General features: G+C 68.0%; 15 protein-coding genes. 8 read left to right on the forward strand and 7 right to left on the reverse strand.

The annotated features are described in order from the left end of the window. Positions 1-78: 78 nt before the first annotated feature. Positions 79-1,059 carry an HAD family hydrolase gene (locus JOF55_RS10280; protein ID WP_310272936.1) on the reverse strand — a complete coding sequence of 327 codons (981 nt, stop codon included), beginning with the start codon at positions 1,057-1,059 and terminating at the stop codon, positions 79-81. Positions 1,060-1,180: 121 nt separating this feature from the next. Between JOF55_RS10280 and JOF55_RS10285 the strand changes: the two genes are divergently transcribed. Both JOF55_RS10285 and JOF55_RS10290 read left to right on the forward strand, forming a co-directional pair. Next, the gene (locus JOF55_RS10285) at positions 1,181-2,074 is read left to right on the forward strand and encodes an LLM class flavin-dependent oxidoreductase (RefSeq protein ID WP_310272938.1); all 894 of its coding nucleotides are present in this window, start codon (positions 1,181-1,183) and stop codon (positions 2,072-2,074) included. 116 nt (positions 2,075-2,190) lie between these two features. Further along, positions 2,191-2,832 (forward strand): endonuclease, encoded by a 642-nt coding sequence (locus tag JOF55_RS10290; protein WP_310272941.1) that lies wholly within the window; start codon positions 2,191-2,193, stop codon positions 2,830-2,832. On the opposite strand, the gene JOF55_RS10295 is transcribed toward JOF55_RS10290, so the two are convergent. From JOF55_RS10295 to serS, 3 genes are all read right to left on the reverse strand, one after another. After that, the gene (locus JOF55_RS10295) at positions 2,829-3,998 is read right to left on the reverse strand and encodes a zinc-dependent alcohol dehydrogenase (protein ID WP_374727263.1); all 1,170 of its coding nucleotides are present in this window, start codon (positions 3,996-3,998) and stop codon (positions 2,829-2,831) included. The genes JOF55_RS10290 and JOF55_RS10295 overlap by 4 nt on opposite strands. After that, positions 3,995-4,495 carry a hypothetical protein gene (locus JOF55_RS10300; protein ID WP_310272945.1) on the reverse strand — a complete coding sequence of 167 codons (501 nt, stop codon included), beginning with the start codon at positions 4,493-4,495 and terminating at the stop codon, positions 3,995-3,997. Before JOF55_RS10300 ends, JOF55_RS10295 begins: the two co-directional genes overlap by 4 nt. Positions 4,496-4,629: 134 nt before the next feature. Next, positions 4,630-5,886: a serine--tRNA ligase gene (gene serS, locus JOF55_RS10305; protein ID WP_310272947.1), complete on the reverse strand. Its 1,257-nt coding sequence runs from the start codon at positions 5,884-5,886 to the stop codon at positions 4,630-4,632. Between the two features lie 178 nt (positions 5,887-6,064). Here serS and JOF55_RS10310 point away from each other — a divergent pair, with 178 nt between their 5' ends. After that, positions 6,065-7,156, forward strand: a complete 1,092-nt coding sequence (locus JOF55_RS10310) for a septum formation family protein (protein ID WP_310272949.1) — start codon at positions 6,065-6,067, stop codon at positions 7,154-7,156. A 51-nt stretch (positions 7,157-7,207) separates the two neighbouring features. Next, on the forward strand, positions 7,208-7,558 hold the full coding sequence (locus JOF55_RS10315; protein ID WP_310272951.1) for a metallopeptidase family protein: 351 nt from the start codon (positions 7,208-7,210) through the stop codon (positions 7,556-7,558). A gap of 36 nt (positions 7,559-7,594) precedes the next feature. Here the strand turns inward: JOF55_RS10315 and JOF55_RS10320 are convergent, their stop codons facing one another. After that, on the reverse strand, positions 7,595-8,248 hold the full coding sequence (locus tag JOF55_RS10320; RefSeq protein WP_310272953.1) for a histidine phosphatase family protein: 654 nt from the start codon (positions 8,246-8,248) through the stop codon (positions 7,595-7,597). Beyond that, complete coding sequence (pheA, locus tag JOF55_RS10325; protein ID WP_310272955.1) at positions 8,245-9,168, reverse strand: prephenate dehydratase; 924 nt, start codon at positions 9,166-9,168, stop codon at positions 8,245-8,247. The genes JOF55_RS10320 and pheA overlap by 4 nt, the downstream gene beginning before the upstream one ends. Positions 9,169-9,275: 107 nt before the next feature. Here pheA and JOF55_RS10330 point away from each other — a divergent pair, with 107 nt between their 5' ends. The 4 genes from JOF55_RS10330 to JOF55_RS10345 all read left to right on the forward strand — a co-directional run bounded on the left by JOF55_RS10330 (position 9,276) and on the right by JOF55_RS10345 (position 11,872). Next, on the forward strand, positions 9,276-9,887 hold the full coding sequence (locus JOF55_RS10330; protein ID WP_374727264.1) for a macro domain-containing protein: 612 nt from the start codon (positions 9,276-9,278) through the stop codon (positions 9,885-9,887). A 323-nt stretch (positions 9,888-10,210) separates the two neighbouring features. Continuing rightward, on the forward strand, positions 10,211-10,414 hold the full coding sequence (locus tag JOF55_RS10335; RefSeq protein ID WP_310272959.1) for a hypothetical protein: 204 nt from the start codon (positions 10,211-10,213) through the stop codon (positions 10,412-10,414). 168 nt (positions 10,415-10,582) lie between these two features. Next, positions 10,583-11,173, forward strand: coding sequence for a DoxX family protein (locus tag JOF55_RS10340; protein WP_310272961.1), 591 nt, complete (start codon positions 10,583-10,585; stop codon positions 11,171-11,173). A gap of 63 nt (positions 11,174-11,236) precedes the next feature. Continuing rightward, positions 11,237-11,872 (forward strand): response regulator, encoded by a 636-nt coding sequence (locus JOF55_RS10345; protein ID WP_310272963.1) that lies wholly within the window; start codon positions 11,237-11,239, stop codon positions 11,870-11,872. A 60-nt stretch (positions 11,873-11,932) separates the two neighbouring features. On the opposite strand, the gene JOF55_RS10350 is transcribed toward JOF55_RS10345, so the two are convergent. Then, entirely contained in the window at positions 11,933-13,093 is a 1,161-nt protein-coding gene (locus JOF55_RS10350; protein ID WP_310272965.1) for a GAF domain-containing sensor histidine kinase, read from the reverse strand. Positions 13,094-13,176: the final 83 nt, after the last annotated feature.

Raw genomic sequence — 13,176 nt, forward strand, 5'->3', positions numbered from 1 at the left:
GGGCGTGGCTGCGATGCGGGATTTGCCGAGGGAGGCACCGGAACGGGAGGACAGAGACACCGCGCTCCTGCCGGGGGATCACCACCAGCGTTCGAGGACCTGAGCCACTCCGTCGGCGCTATTGGCCGCCGTCACCTCGTCGGCGATCTCCAGCGCATCGGGGTGCGCATTGTGCACTGCCACGCCGTGCCCGGCCCAGTCGAGCATCGCGACGTCGTTGGGCATGTCGCCGAACGCGAGAACATCGGATCGGTCGACGCCGAATTCCTCGGCGATCGAAGCCAGCCCCGAAGCCTTGTCCACTCCCGACGCCGAGAGTTCGAGCAGCCCCGCACCGGTCGAGTACGTCACCTGCAGCTGTGTCCCCACGACCTCGGCAGCGGCAGCGGCCATCTCGCCACTGGTCAACCGATCGTGCAACACCAGCAGTTTCGCGGCGGGCTTGCCGACCAATTCATCGGCAGGGACCACACGCAGGTCGGCATTGGACCAGATCCCCACGAATTCTTCCTCGGCGAGAAACTGCTCGTCGAGACGGTCGCGGGCACCGTGCGTGGACCGCTCCACCGCGAACGAGCACCCCGGAATGGCCTCGCGCAGTTCCCGGGTGACGTCGTGCAGCAGAACGGGGCCGATGCCACTGGTACGCAGCACCACGTCACGAGCCGTGTCGTAGACGACCGCGCCGTTGGCGCAGACGGCCAGACCGGCAAGGCGCCGTCCCGCCGCCTCCAACCCGTGAGAAGCATCCGCTGCCGGCCTCTCCGGCCTCTCCGGACTTGTCCCGTCCCGGCCGAATCCGTCCGGATCGAGGTGGCCCGCATCGGGCTCCTCCGCATCGGGCTCCTCCGCATCGGTCTCCTCCGCATCGAGTCCGGGCAATCCGAGTCCGTCCACGATCTGCGGTACCCACCGTGGCGGTCTTCCCGTGACCAGTACGAACGGCGTCCCGGAGGCCACGACCCGCTGCACGGTCCGCGCGGTACGCGAGCTCACCCGCTCCCACGGGTCCAGCAGTGTCCCGTCCACATCCGATGCCACCAGGCCAGGTTTGCGCACCCCACCATCGTGCCTGCCGCACAACGTTCGCGGGGAGCGATTCACACCACGTCGACGTGCAACCCGTCCGATATGGCGAACCTCTCGTAGCGCACGCGGCTGGACGTATACGGTCACGGGCGTGCGCGTTGGGATCGTGATTTTGCCCGAACACCGCTGGTGGGCTGCGGAACCGCTGTGGCGAATGGCCGAGGAATACGGGTTCGACCATGCCTGGACCTATGACCACCTGGGGTGGAGATCGCTGGTGGACAGGACGTGGTTCGACGCCGTACCCACGCTGACGGCCGCGGCGACCGTGACCTCACGCATCAAGCTCGGCACGCTCGTCGCCTCCCCGAACTTCCGACATCCCGTGCATTTCGCCCGCGAACTCACCGCACTCGACGACATCTCCGACGGGCGCTTCCTGCTCGGTGTCGGCGCGGGCAGCGCCGGATTCGATGCCACGGTGCTCGGTCAGGAGGCACTGCCGGACAGCAGACGGGTCGACCGGTTCGGCGAGTTCGTCGAACTCCTCGACACCATCCTCAAGCAGGACAGCACCACCTACGACGGCGAGTACTACTCGGCGGCCGAGGCGCGGCGGGCACCGGGCTGCGTACAGACACCGCGGATGCCGTTCATCGTCGCCGCCAACGGCCCACGCTCCATGCGGTTGGCCGCACGATTCGGCCAGGGATGGGTCACCAACGGCAGCCCCGAGAGCCGAGCAGGCGAGGACACCGAGCAGTGGTGGCGTTCGGTCCGAGAAGCCTCCGAGCGATACTCCGAAGCGCTGACCGCCGAGGGCCGCACACCCGCCCGGTCACCGCGGTACCTCTCCGCCGACGCGGCACCGCGGTACTCGCTGTCCAGTGTCGAGCACTTCCGCGACGTGCTCGGACGCGCGGGCGAACTCGGCTTCACCGATGTCATCACCCACTGGCCCAGGCCGGAACAGCCCTACGCCGGGCAGGAATCCATCATCGAGGAGATCGCCGCCGAGGTGCTGCCCGGCCTGAAAGAGGTATGACTTGCGTGTGCCTGCCCGCACTGCCGGGTAAACCCACCATGGGAACGGTGCGGCACGGGGAACTCCCGGTGCGGAATCACCGGCACGGGAAGCCCCGGTACGGGAAGGGCGCTGCCATGGCACAGGAGTCGCTTGCCCGCTCACTGCTCGACGAGGCGGGCACCACCTACGCGGCCCAGGCCGGGATCACCCTGGCCGACAAACCCGCTCCGCTGTATCGGTTGCTGGTGCTGTCGGTGCTGCAATCCGCCCGGATCAAGGCCGAGATCGCGGTGGCGGCGGCCAGGGAACTCGCCGACTTCGGTACGCCGGAACGGATGCGCGAGGCAAGCTGGCAACAACGGGTCGACGCGCTCGGACGTGGACACTACGTGCGCTACGACGAGAGCACGGCGACGGCTCTGGGGCAGGGCGCCGACCTGCTCCTCGACCGGTACCGGGGCGATCTCCGCAGACTCCGCAAGCAGGCGAACGGTGATGTCGGCGCCATCTGCAACGGCCTCACCCAGGTGCCCAAACTGGGGCCCGTCGGCGCGGACATCTTCTGCCGCGAGGCGCAGGCCGTGTGGCCCGAGCTGCGCCCGTACTTCGACAAGAAGGCCCTGCGCGGCGCCGAGAAGGTCGGCCTGCAGGCCAAGCCGGAGCAACTGGCCGAGCTCGTCGACGGCGGCGACCTCGCGCGGTTCGCCGCCGCCTGCGTCCGCGTCACCCTCGAGAAGGGTGTCGCCGATCGGGTACACAGCCGCGCTCCTGCCTAGGGGCGGAAGGCCACCCGGACGCAGCCATCGGACTTGTTCTTGAACATCTGGTAGGCCTGCGGCCCTTGATCGAGTGGGAGTACGTGGGTGGCGTAGTGCGCGGTCTGCAGTTCACCGATGGCCATGCGATCCAGCAGCATCGGGATGTAGCGCTGGCCGTGCTGCGGAGCGGCGCGGAAGGTGAGGCCCTTCATGTACACCGCGCCGAGGGGGAACTTGTCGACGAAGCCGCCGAAGACGCCGAGCACGAAGACGCTACCGCCCTTGCGGCAACTGTAGATCGCCTGCCGAACGGCGGTCGGCCGATCGGTCTGCAGGCGCAGCTTGTGCTTCACCTGGTCGTGGATGTTCGTCAACCCGGTGCCGTGCGCTTCGCTGCCCACGGCTTCGATGCACACGTCCGCACCACGGCCACCGGTCATCTCGTGGAGCTCGCCGGGAACGTCGGTCTGCTCGTAGTTGAGCACCTCGGCACCCGCATGCCGCTTGGTCATCGCCAGCCGGTCGGGATACCGGTCGATGGCGATGACGCGCTCGGCACCGAGGAGGAACGCCGCTCTCGCCGCCATCTGCCCCACCGCGCCACATCCCCACACCGCAACGACATCCCCCGGCTGCACACCGCCGAGCTCGGCACCCATCCAGCCCGTCGGGGCCGTGTCGGACGCGAACAGAGCGTTCTCGTCGTCGACTCCGTCGGGGATGGCAAAGGCGCCGTGGTCGACGTACGGCACGCGGATGTACTCGGCGTGGCTGCCCGTGAAGCCGCCGAAGACGAGGGAAAAACCGAAGCAGCCGCCTGCGGGGAAACCCCACAGCGCTTCGCTGATGGCCGGGTTGGTGTTGGCGTTGTCGCAGAGCGAGAACAGTTGCTGCTCGCAGTACCAGCAACGGCCGCACCCGATGAAGGTACACACCACGACGCGGTCCCCCACCTCGTGGCGCCGCACCTCGGGGCCGGTCTCCACGATCTCGCCGATGAACTCGTGACCGAGGACGTCACCCGACTCCATGAACGGGAAGTAGCCGTCGAGGAGGTGCAGGTCCGAGCCGCACGTCGCGGTCATCGTGACGCGCACGATCGCGTCCTGGGCGTTGAGGATCTGCGGATCGGGGACCGTATCGACCGAGAGCTCGTTCACGCCTTTCCAGCACAAGGCTTTCATCCTCGCCCCTCACCTCCGGCTCGATCCGCCGCCACACGCAGCGGCAGGTTCGTGAGCGTTGGCTCGATGGTCACCGCATGGCTCTCGCGCAGGATGTCGCCGGTCTCGAGCAACTGTTTCGACTTCCGCAACGCGGAGCGCACCTCCTGGCGAGGGTCACTACCGCGGAGACGAGCGAGCACGGCCGAAGCGCCCGTGGGAGGCGCGGATCGGAGTCGGACGGCGAGCTCCGTGCCCTTCCCTCCCGGGGCCGTCCGTACCTGCCACTCGACGGCGCTGCCCAGTTCGCGGACGGGAACCGGCGGTGTCACCCCACCGACCGCCACTTGATCGCCGGGCCGGTTGATGGTGACGACATGCCATCGTCGTTCGGCAACGGACCGGGACGCGGCACCGCGTCCGCCACCGACAGCGGCCTCGAGCGCCCTGGCCACGGCGGTGGCGAGGGCGATCCCTCTGCGGGGGATGTCCTTCGATATGGCAGCGCGTATCTGCATACGGCCCCCCTGCCTGCGGAGAGCGGGCTGTCGGGCGGACACCGGTCCTCGTCTTCGTACCCCGTCGAGTGTTCTCCGAAACGCCCCGCTCTCGCGGGTACTGCCCCCGACAACAGCAGCCGGCCGAACCCCGTCTACGGGGTCAGCACCTCACGTCCGCCCATGAAGGGGCGCAGCGCCTCCGGAATCCGAACCGAACCATCGGCCTGCTGGTGGTTCTCCAGCAACGCGACGAGCCAGCGAGTGGTGGCCAGGGTGCCGTTCAATGTCGAGGCGGGCAGGGTACGTCCCTCATCCCGGTAGCGTGTGCCCAGCCGCCGCGCCTGGAACGTGGTGCAGTTCGAGGTGGAGGTCAGTTCCCGGTAAGCCTGCTGGGTCGGGATCCAGGCTTCGCAGTCGAACTTGCGGGCCGCACTGGCCCCCAGATCACCGGCCGCGACATCGATGACACGGTACGGTACCTCGATCTTGGCCAGCATCTCCTCTTCCCACGCCAACAGACGCTCGTGCTCGGCGCGGGAGTCCTCCTCGCGGCAGTAGACGAACATCTCCACCTTGTTGAACTGGTGCACGCGGATGATGCCGCGCGTGTCCTTGCCGTAGGAGCCCGCTTCCCGCCGGAAGCACGACGACCAGCCCGCATACCGGATCGGACCCCGGGACAGGTCCAGGATCTCGCCCGAGTGGTACCCGGCCAGCGGGGCCTCGGACGTACCGACCAGATACAGATCGTCCTCTTCCAGCCGGTACACCTCACTGGCGTGCGCACCGAGGAACCCGGTGCCCTCCATGATCTCCGGACGTACCAGCACCGGCGGCACCACCAGCGTGAACCCCGCTGCGGTGGCCTGGGCCACCGCCATGTTCAGCAGTGCCAGCTCGAGCTGGGCCCCGACGCCGGTGAGAAAGTAGAAGCGAGCTCCGGAGACCTTCGCGCCACGCTCGGTGTCCAGCGCCCCCAGTGCGGTCCCCAACTCCAGGTGGTCGGAGATCTCGAAGTCGAACTCGGGGGGCGTACCGACGTGCTTGTGCACGACATAATCGTCCTCCCCGCCTGCGGGAGTCTCGGGCTCCACCACGTTGGAAACCTTGCGCTGTGCCTGCTGCAGGGTCTCGTCGGCCTCGGCCTGTTCCGCCTCGGCGTCCTTGACCTGCGCGGCGAGGTCCTTGCCCTGCGCCAGCAGCGTGTCGCGTTCCTCCCCGGAAGCCTTGCCGACCTGCTTGCCGAGCTGCTTCTGCTCGGCACGCAGCGTGTCCGCCCGAGAGACCGCCGAACGGCGCCGCTCGTCGGCGGACAGCAGCGCGTCCACCAGGGACGCGTCCTCTCCCCTCGCACGCTGCGAAGCGCGCACGGCTTCCGGATCCTCGCGGAGCGTCTTCAGGTCGATCACAGCTGGTCAGCCTAGCTCGCCACGCCCTCCCCGGAACCGGCCGGGGTAGTGTTCGCCTGCGGCGTGCACCACGGCACACCCGCGTGTCGATCGCCAGGGTTCGTCGGGATGCGTCACAGACACCGAATGGTGACCGCAGGAAGCACCGCGTACGGCATTTAGGCAGCATGGAAGAGTGATGGCCGAGTCCCCTGATCCGCCCCCCGAGTCTCCACCCACGGGTACCCGATCCGGCAGGAACCGACGGAAACTCGACACCCGGCTCGTGATGATCTCGGCCGCTCTCGGTGGGCTGCTGGTTCTCGTGATCAGCGCGGTGCTCCACTGGCCGAACTCGGGGAGCAGCGCTCGCGGCACGAGCACGGCTTCGGAGACGGGCTCGGGAGCAGGCACGGCTTCGAGAGCAGGCGCGAGCGCCGGCGACGAGCAAAAAGCCGCACCGACTCGACCGCCGGAACTCGAAGTCACGGCAGGCACCTGCCTGAACTGGACCGCACCCGACGCGGGCGATATCCGCGAGGTCACCTGCGCCGAACCGCATCTGTTCGAGGCGACGGGCACCTCCGACCTGCGCGGACAGTTCGGTGACCGGGCACCGTTCCCCAGCGTCGAGAAGTGGGCGCAGCTCAAGAAGCAGCGGTGCACCGAGGTCGCGAACCAGTACCTGGGCGGAAACTTCGACCCGAACGGGCGCTTCCAAGTCGGCGCCTCCACACCGAGCAAACAGGAGTGGCGGAACGGCGAGCGCACACTGCGCTGTGGTCTGCAACAGCCCGGGCCGTCCGGCAAGCTGTACCGGTTCTCCGGCAGCGTCAAGACACTCGACCAGTCCGATACCCACGACATCGGTACCTGTCTGGGGATCAACGGCACATCGGTATCCGCTCCGGTGGACTGCTCGGAGCCGCATTCACTGGAAATCACCGGAGTCGTCGATCTTGGTGAGAAGTTCCCCGAGGGATATCCGTCGATCGAGAAGCAGGACACGTTCCTGTTCACCCGCTGCAGCGAACTCACCGCGCAGTACGCGGGCAGCAAGACCGCCGCCGAGGACAAGGGACTGACGGTGTCCTGGGACAATCTGAAGCAGGCGAGCTGGGACGCCGGATCGCGGAAGGTGAACTGCAAGGTCGGTGCACAACTTCCGGACGACGGCGGCCTCGCGCCGATCACCGGCAGCATCAAGGGGGAGGTGACCGTGGGGACGGAGCCTGCACCGACCGAGTCCGCCCCGACCATGCAGGGCGTTCCCGCGAACGGCACCCGCTGAGGACGAAGCACCGGCCGGGTCGGCACCCGTGTCGGGAAGAAGGAGCACACCGTGCCGGTGGAGATGACCAGGACCCGCTTCGAGGAGCTCGTCACCGACGCCCTGGACCTGATTCCCGAGGAGCTCGCCAGGGCGATGAACAATGTCGTCGTGCTGGTCGAGGACCGCAATCCCGAGGAGGCCGCACTGCTCGGCCTGTACGAGGGGATAGCACTGCCGGAACGGGACAGCACCTACGGCGGGGTACTGCCGGATCGGATCACGATCTATCGCGAGGCACTCCTGGATGTCTGCGACAGCGAGGAGGACGTGATCGACGAGGTCGCCGTGACCGTGGTGCACGAGATCGCACACCACTTCGGCATCGACGACCGGAAGCTGCACGAACTCGGCTGGGCCTGAAGGAGGCCGGGCCTGAGGGAGGTCGGCCCTGAAGGATCAGTCGCCCTCGAGCCCATCCCAGTGAACGTGGTGCCAACCGGTCGCGGTATCGGCGGGCTCCAGGGCGATGATCCCGGTATTGGGCATGTAGGAGGAATTGGCGCGCATGCTGTCGACCTCGGGAGCAAGGTGCCCGGCCACCAGCCGCAGAATCGCTCCGTGGCTGACCACCACGATCGTCCCCGCGGTGATTCCCGACAGGAGTTCACCCGCGGCGTCGAGAAATCGGGTCATGGCCTGGCGCCCCGTCTCGCCGCCGGGCATCGGCTCGTCGATCTTGCCCGCGTGCCAGCTCGCGTACACGTCCTCGAACTGCCTGCGCGCCGCGACCTCGGCACTGCCTTCCAGCTCGCCGACGTAGATCTCGTGGATGCCCTCGACCACCTCGACGGGCATTCCGTGTCGTATCGCCAGCGGCTCGGCGGTCTCCTGCGCCCGCAGCGCACGGCTGGCATGAATCGCCAGCACCTTCTCCTCGGACAGGCGCTCGGCGAGCTCTTCGGCCTGGTTTCCACCCGCCTTCGTCAGCCCCGGCCCGGGTGGCACCGTGTCCATCGCGCCCCGCACGTTCGACGGTGTCTGCCCGTGCCGGACCAGCACCAGCCGTACGTTCTCGCCCGCGGCGGCGAGACCGAGTCCGTCCGCCGTCATGCGAGCCGCCCCGCACGCACCTCGGCAAGCCACTCCGTCGACATCTGAAAAGCCTGCTCGGACGCCATCGGTCGCACGCTGGGGGGTGATCGATCCGACTTCGGATAAGAACCGAGGAACCGTACTTCCCCGCACCGGCGACGGAGCCCGGTCAGCGCATCTCCGATCCGGGCGTCGGCGACATGCCCGTCGAAGTCGAAGAAGAACCGGTACTCACCGAGCCTGTCCTTGGTCGGGCGGGATTCGATACGACTGAGATTGATCCCGCGCAGCGACAGTTCCGACAACACCTCCGCCAGCGCACCCACCTCGTCGTGGGCGACGACGGCGATCGACGTGCGGTCCGCACCGGTGGGTTGCGGCAGGACGCCGGGGCGACGAACGAGCAGGAATCGGGTCTGCGCATCGCCGACATCGGCGATATCGGTGGCCAGGGCTTCCAGGTCCGGGTAATGATCGACGGCCACCGGAGCGGCGACGGCCGCATCGGCGTTCCCGGCCTGCACCGCGGACGCTGCGGCCGCGGTCGAGGAAGCAGTCAGCACCTCTGCCCGTGGCAGGTACCGGCCGAGCCAGGATCGCACCTGGGCGAGCGCATGCGGATGACTGATCACCGAGCCGACCTGCTCGGAGGAGGTTCCCGGGCGGACGAGCACGTGGAACCGGATCGGCAGCACCGTCTCCGCGACCGCGGTCAACGGTTCCCCTGCCACCAGCCCGTCCAGCGTGGCCGACACCGCGCCCTCGACCGAGTTCTCCATCGGCACACCGGCGGCAAGGACATCCTCCGACCGCACGGCCTCGAGCGCGAGCGGCACCGTGTCGGACGGAACGAGCTCGGCATCGAAGTCGGCGGTCAGGGCACGCGTCGCCTGTTCGGTGAACGTGCCCGGAGGACCCAAAAAGGCTATTCGCGGCACATGCCCACCCTACGGGGACCCGCACAGGCGGCATGCCACCGGTGGTGGTGAATATCATGCCCGACAAGTGTGACCTACCCGATGACACACGAAGGTGTTTTCCTGCGATGCTGGTGGGCGTGACTGCGGATTCGGAGCGCTCCGGCGACGAAGCGCAGCCGCACCTGCGGCTGATCCTGTGTGCGCTGGAAGAACCGCTGGCGGCGGCTTGGCACGATATCGCCACCGGCCGTGACGGCGTCACCACATACCGGGGTTCGGTGCTGGACGTGCAGGCTGATGCGGCGGTCAGCCCCGCCAACTCGTACGGATGGATGCGGGGCGGTATCGACGCGGTCTATGCACGGGTCTTCCCCGATCTCGAACAGCAGGTACGCAGTGCCGTGCTCGCCTACCACGGTGGGGAACTCCCCGTGGGGGAAGCACTGCTGGTGCCGACCGGGGCATCGAGGCCGAGGTGGCTGATCAGCGCGCCGACGATGCGGGAACCCGGTGAGCAGCTTCCCGACGACACCGTGCACCCGTACCTGGCCGCGCGCGCCACGCTGCGCCTGTGGGCCGGTGCCGTCCTGGACAACGGCACTCCCGTGCGGCGAGTCGTGCGCTCCATCGCCATGCCCGGTCTGGGCACCGGCACCGGTGGTGCCTCGCCGCAGTTGTGCGCCCGGCAGGTGGCGGCGGCGTGGGACGAGGTTTTCGCCCACGCCCGGCACTCCTGATACTGCAGTCCACCCGGCTCGGGTGGCCATGCTCGACAATCCCGCCGCTCCGGCAGACACGAAAGCGGCAATTCCTCCCCGATCCTCCTCAATCGGATCAGCCACCGGCCACGAATAGCCAGTGCGTGATACCGATCGCGCCAGCCGACGGGTGCTCCCCTGGACCACCTGGTTCACTCGTCGCGCTGTCACCCGAGCAGGGAGATTTTTTCGATCATGCGCAGGAATGGACTCCGAGCAGGACTGGCGTTAACCGCCGCCGCCGGTCTCGCGCTGACCGGGGCGGGCACCGCGGTCGCGGGCACCTCCGAGAAGGCAATGCGGTGGTGGTGCTGCACGGCATCGACCCGAATGACAGCAGTGCCTATGACGGCGAAGCGAAGAGCTCGCTCGCTCCGTCGCTGCCGCTGGAGGCCACGGCTCCCGCCGCCTGCGGTGATCAGAACTTCCGTATCGGCCTCGGAAGCGACCGGGACCAGGACCTGAACCTGGGGCTGGGGTCGGACCTCCTCCCGGATCGCCACTGATCGCAGGCTGTACTGCTCAGGGTCACCGAGGTGGCGAGACACCTCGGTGACCCCGATGCCCCGCGCCCGACCCGCCGGGGCTCTTCAGTGGCTCGTTTCGTGAGCGAGCATGTTGGGGACGCATTGAGTAATGTTGACCACATTCGCCGTTCCCGAGGAGGTCCACTGATGCTCGTTCGCCGTTTGGCCCGCCCGCTTCTCTCTTCGATTTTCATCTACGGCGGCATCGGAGCACTGCGCGACGTGAAAGGTCACGCGAAGGCAGCCGAGCCGTGGCTGAACAAGACCGTGGGGCAGGTGCGGGACTCGGTTCCCGAACAGGTCCCGACGGATCCGGAAACCCTCATCACGATCGACGGAGCGGTGAAGATCGGCGCCGGCGCGATGCTGGCTCTCGGCAAGTTCCCTCGCCTGTCGGCCACACTGCTCACCGGCAGCCTGACCGCGACCACGCTCTCCCAGCACGCCTACTGGGAGTACGAGGATGCCGAGCAGCGTGCCACCCAGCAGGTCCAGTTCTTCAAGAATCTCAGTCTGCTGGGCGGACTGCTGATCACTGCGGTGGACACGGCGGGCAAGCCCTCCGTGGGTTACCGCACCCGCCACGGGGCCCAGCGGCTCACCGACCAGGCTCAGATCGCGAGCCAGTTCTCGAGCAAGCAAGCCCAGAAGGCCCAGAAGAAGGCGCAGAAGAAGGGCATGAAGCAGGGTGCGAAGGGCGCGAAGGCCGCGAAGAAGGGGTGGGCGAAGACCGACTGACCGCCGTGCCCCACCGGCCCCTCGCCGATCCCGCGGCACGCTGTGGCCCGTAGTGTGGTGCGTGTGCCGGTACGTGTGCTGCTCGTCGACGATCACGAGGTCGTCCGTCGTGGCCTGCGGGATCTGCTGGACACCGAAGAGGACGTGCGCGTCGTCGCCGAGGCAGGTGGTGTCGACGAGGCACTCGTGCGCTCCCGAGCCACCGAGCCGAACGTCGCCGTGGTGGACATGCGCCTGCCCGACGGGGACGGGCTCGAGTTGTGCAGGCAGCTGCGCGAGTTGCCCTCGGCACCGCACTGCCTCGTACTCACGGCATTCGACGACGAGCAGGCGCTGATCGGTGCCATCAACGCCGGGGCGTCCGGCTACCTGCTCAAGCAGGTGCGAGGGCAGGATCTCGTCAACGCGGTACGCGAGGTGGCAGCGGGCCGTTCGTTGCTCGACCCGGTAACCACCCGACGCGTACTGGACCGGCTGCGCGAGTCGGCCGACCAAGCCCCGGACGAACTGGCGGAGCTCACCGAGCAGGAACGTCGTGTACTGGCCCTGATCGGCGAGGGCCTGAGCAACAGGCAGATCGCCGAGCGATTGTTCCTCGCCGAGAAGACCGTGAAGAACTATGTCACCGCGGTACTGGCCAAGCTCGGTATGGAGCGCCGGACGCAGGCAGCCGCCTGGGTGGCGCGGCGTCAGGGTTGACGCTTCCGCACGACCTCATCCCCTCCCCGGGCATGACACACCCGATCCACCGGGCCGCACTCAGGACTCGTCGGCGGACAGTGGTACCTCCCAGGTCACCGTACTGCCGCTGTCCGGGGACGAGTGGATCGTGCACCGTCCGCCCGCGGCAACCGCCCGCTCCTCCATATTGCGCAGACCGCGCTTGCTCACGTCTCTGGGAATCCCGCAACCGTCATCGATGACCTGCAGCGACAGGCCGGACTCCGAGCGGCGGACCCGCACCAGCACCGTCTGCGCGCCCGAGTGGCGCACCACATTGGACAGGGCCTCGCGCAGTGCGGCCCGCGCGTGGTCGGCCACCGCGACGGGCACTCCGGTGAGATCACCCTGGATCTCCAGTTTCGGCGGGCGCCCCAGCAGTTCTCCGGCGGTATGCACCTCGGAACGCATCGAATCGGCCAGATCCGGTGCTTGCTCGGGAGTTTCCGGATCGGATGATCGCAATGCGCGCACGGTCGCGCGTACTTCGGCGATCGTCTGGTCGATCTGATCCATCGTCTCGGTGAGACGGGTCGAGTCGGCTTCGTCCAACCGCCCGGACAGGCGACGGTTCAGCACGTCGAGCTGAATACCCGCTCCGTACAGGCGCTGCACGATAACGTCGTGCAGGTCGCGGGCGATACGCTCGCGCTCCTGGTAGACGGCGATACGCTGACGTGCCGTCGAACCTTCGGCCAATACCAGGGCCAGCCCCGCCTGTGCGGCGAACGAGGTGAGCACGTCCACCGCCACACGATTGAACGAGTTCGCGCCGCGTCGCCGGTAGACGGCCAGCGCACCGAGCCGCCGTTCGCGGGTGCCGAAGGGGGCCACGGCGAACGGGCCGTAGACCCGCAGTGCCGAGGGCACGTACGGAGCGGTCAGCGGATCGTCGATGAGATCGTCGACGACCACGGGCACGCCGCCACGGGCGACACGCGCGGCGGCCGAGCGTGGTGAAAGTACCGAACCGACGGGGTCGTCGAGCGGGCCCGATGAGGCAGGCCCACCGTAGGCGGCCTCCACGGTGAGACGGTCCTCATCGTCGCGGACCATGATCAGCCCGAGATCGGCTTCGGCGAGTGCGGCGGCGCGCCGCACGATCAACGGGAGAACGGCGTCGGGGTCCTCACCTGAGAGGGCCGCCTTGGTGATCTCGGTCGATGCTGCGAGCATGCGCCGAGCGAGTGCGGAATCCATGACATACACGAGGTTAGAACTCCACGAGCGAGTGAGCCGGATGTGCGCCGGAGAGGACGGTGAATATCACAGCTGGTGATCAC

The sequence above is a fragment of the Haloactinomyces albus genome, from assembly GCF_031458135.1.
Taxonomy (GTDB): Bacteria; Actinomycetota; Actinomycetes; order Mycobacteriales; family Pseudonocardiaceae; genus Haloactinomyces; species Haloactinomyces albus.

What these genes read in the sequence shown, in the direction of transcription:
- JOF55_RS10340 (WP_310272961.1), top strand. Translation starts at nt 10,583, where the DNA reads ATGCTCGTTCGCCGTTTGGCCCGCCCGCTTCTCTCTTCGATTTTCATC.
- JOF55_RS10290 (WP_310272941.1), top strand. Translation starts at nt 2,191, where the DNA reads ATGGCACAGGAGTCGCTTGCCCGCTCACTGCTCGACGAGGCGGGCACC.
- JOF55_RS10300 (WP_310272945.1), bottom strand. Translation starts at nt 4,495, where the DNA reads ATGCAGATACGCGCTGCCATATCGAAGGACATCCCCCGCAGAGGGATC.
- JOF55_RS10330 (WP_374727264.1), top strand. Translation starts at nt 9,276, where the DNA reads ATGCTGGTGGGCGTGACTGCGGATTCGGAGCGCTCCGGCGACGAAGCG.
- JOF55_RS10295 (WP_374727263.1), bottom strand. Translation starts at nt 3,998, where the DNA reads ATGAAAGCCTTGTGCTGGAAAGGCGTGAACGAGCTCTCGGTCGATACG.
- JOF55_RS10350 (WP_310272965.1), bottom strand. Translation starts at nt 13,093, where the DNA reads ATGGATTCCGCACTCGCTCGGCGCATGCTCGCAGCATCGACCGAGATC.
- JOF55_RS10310 (WP_310272949.1), top strand. Translation starts at nt 6,065, where the DNA reads ATGGCCGAGTCCCCTGATCCGCCCCCCGAGTCTCCACCCACGGGTACC.
- JOF55_RS10320 (WP_310272953.1), bottom strand. Translation starts at nt 8,248, where the DNA reads ATGACGGCGGACGGACTCGGTCTCGCCGCCGCGGGCGAGAACGTACGG.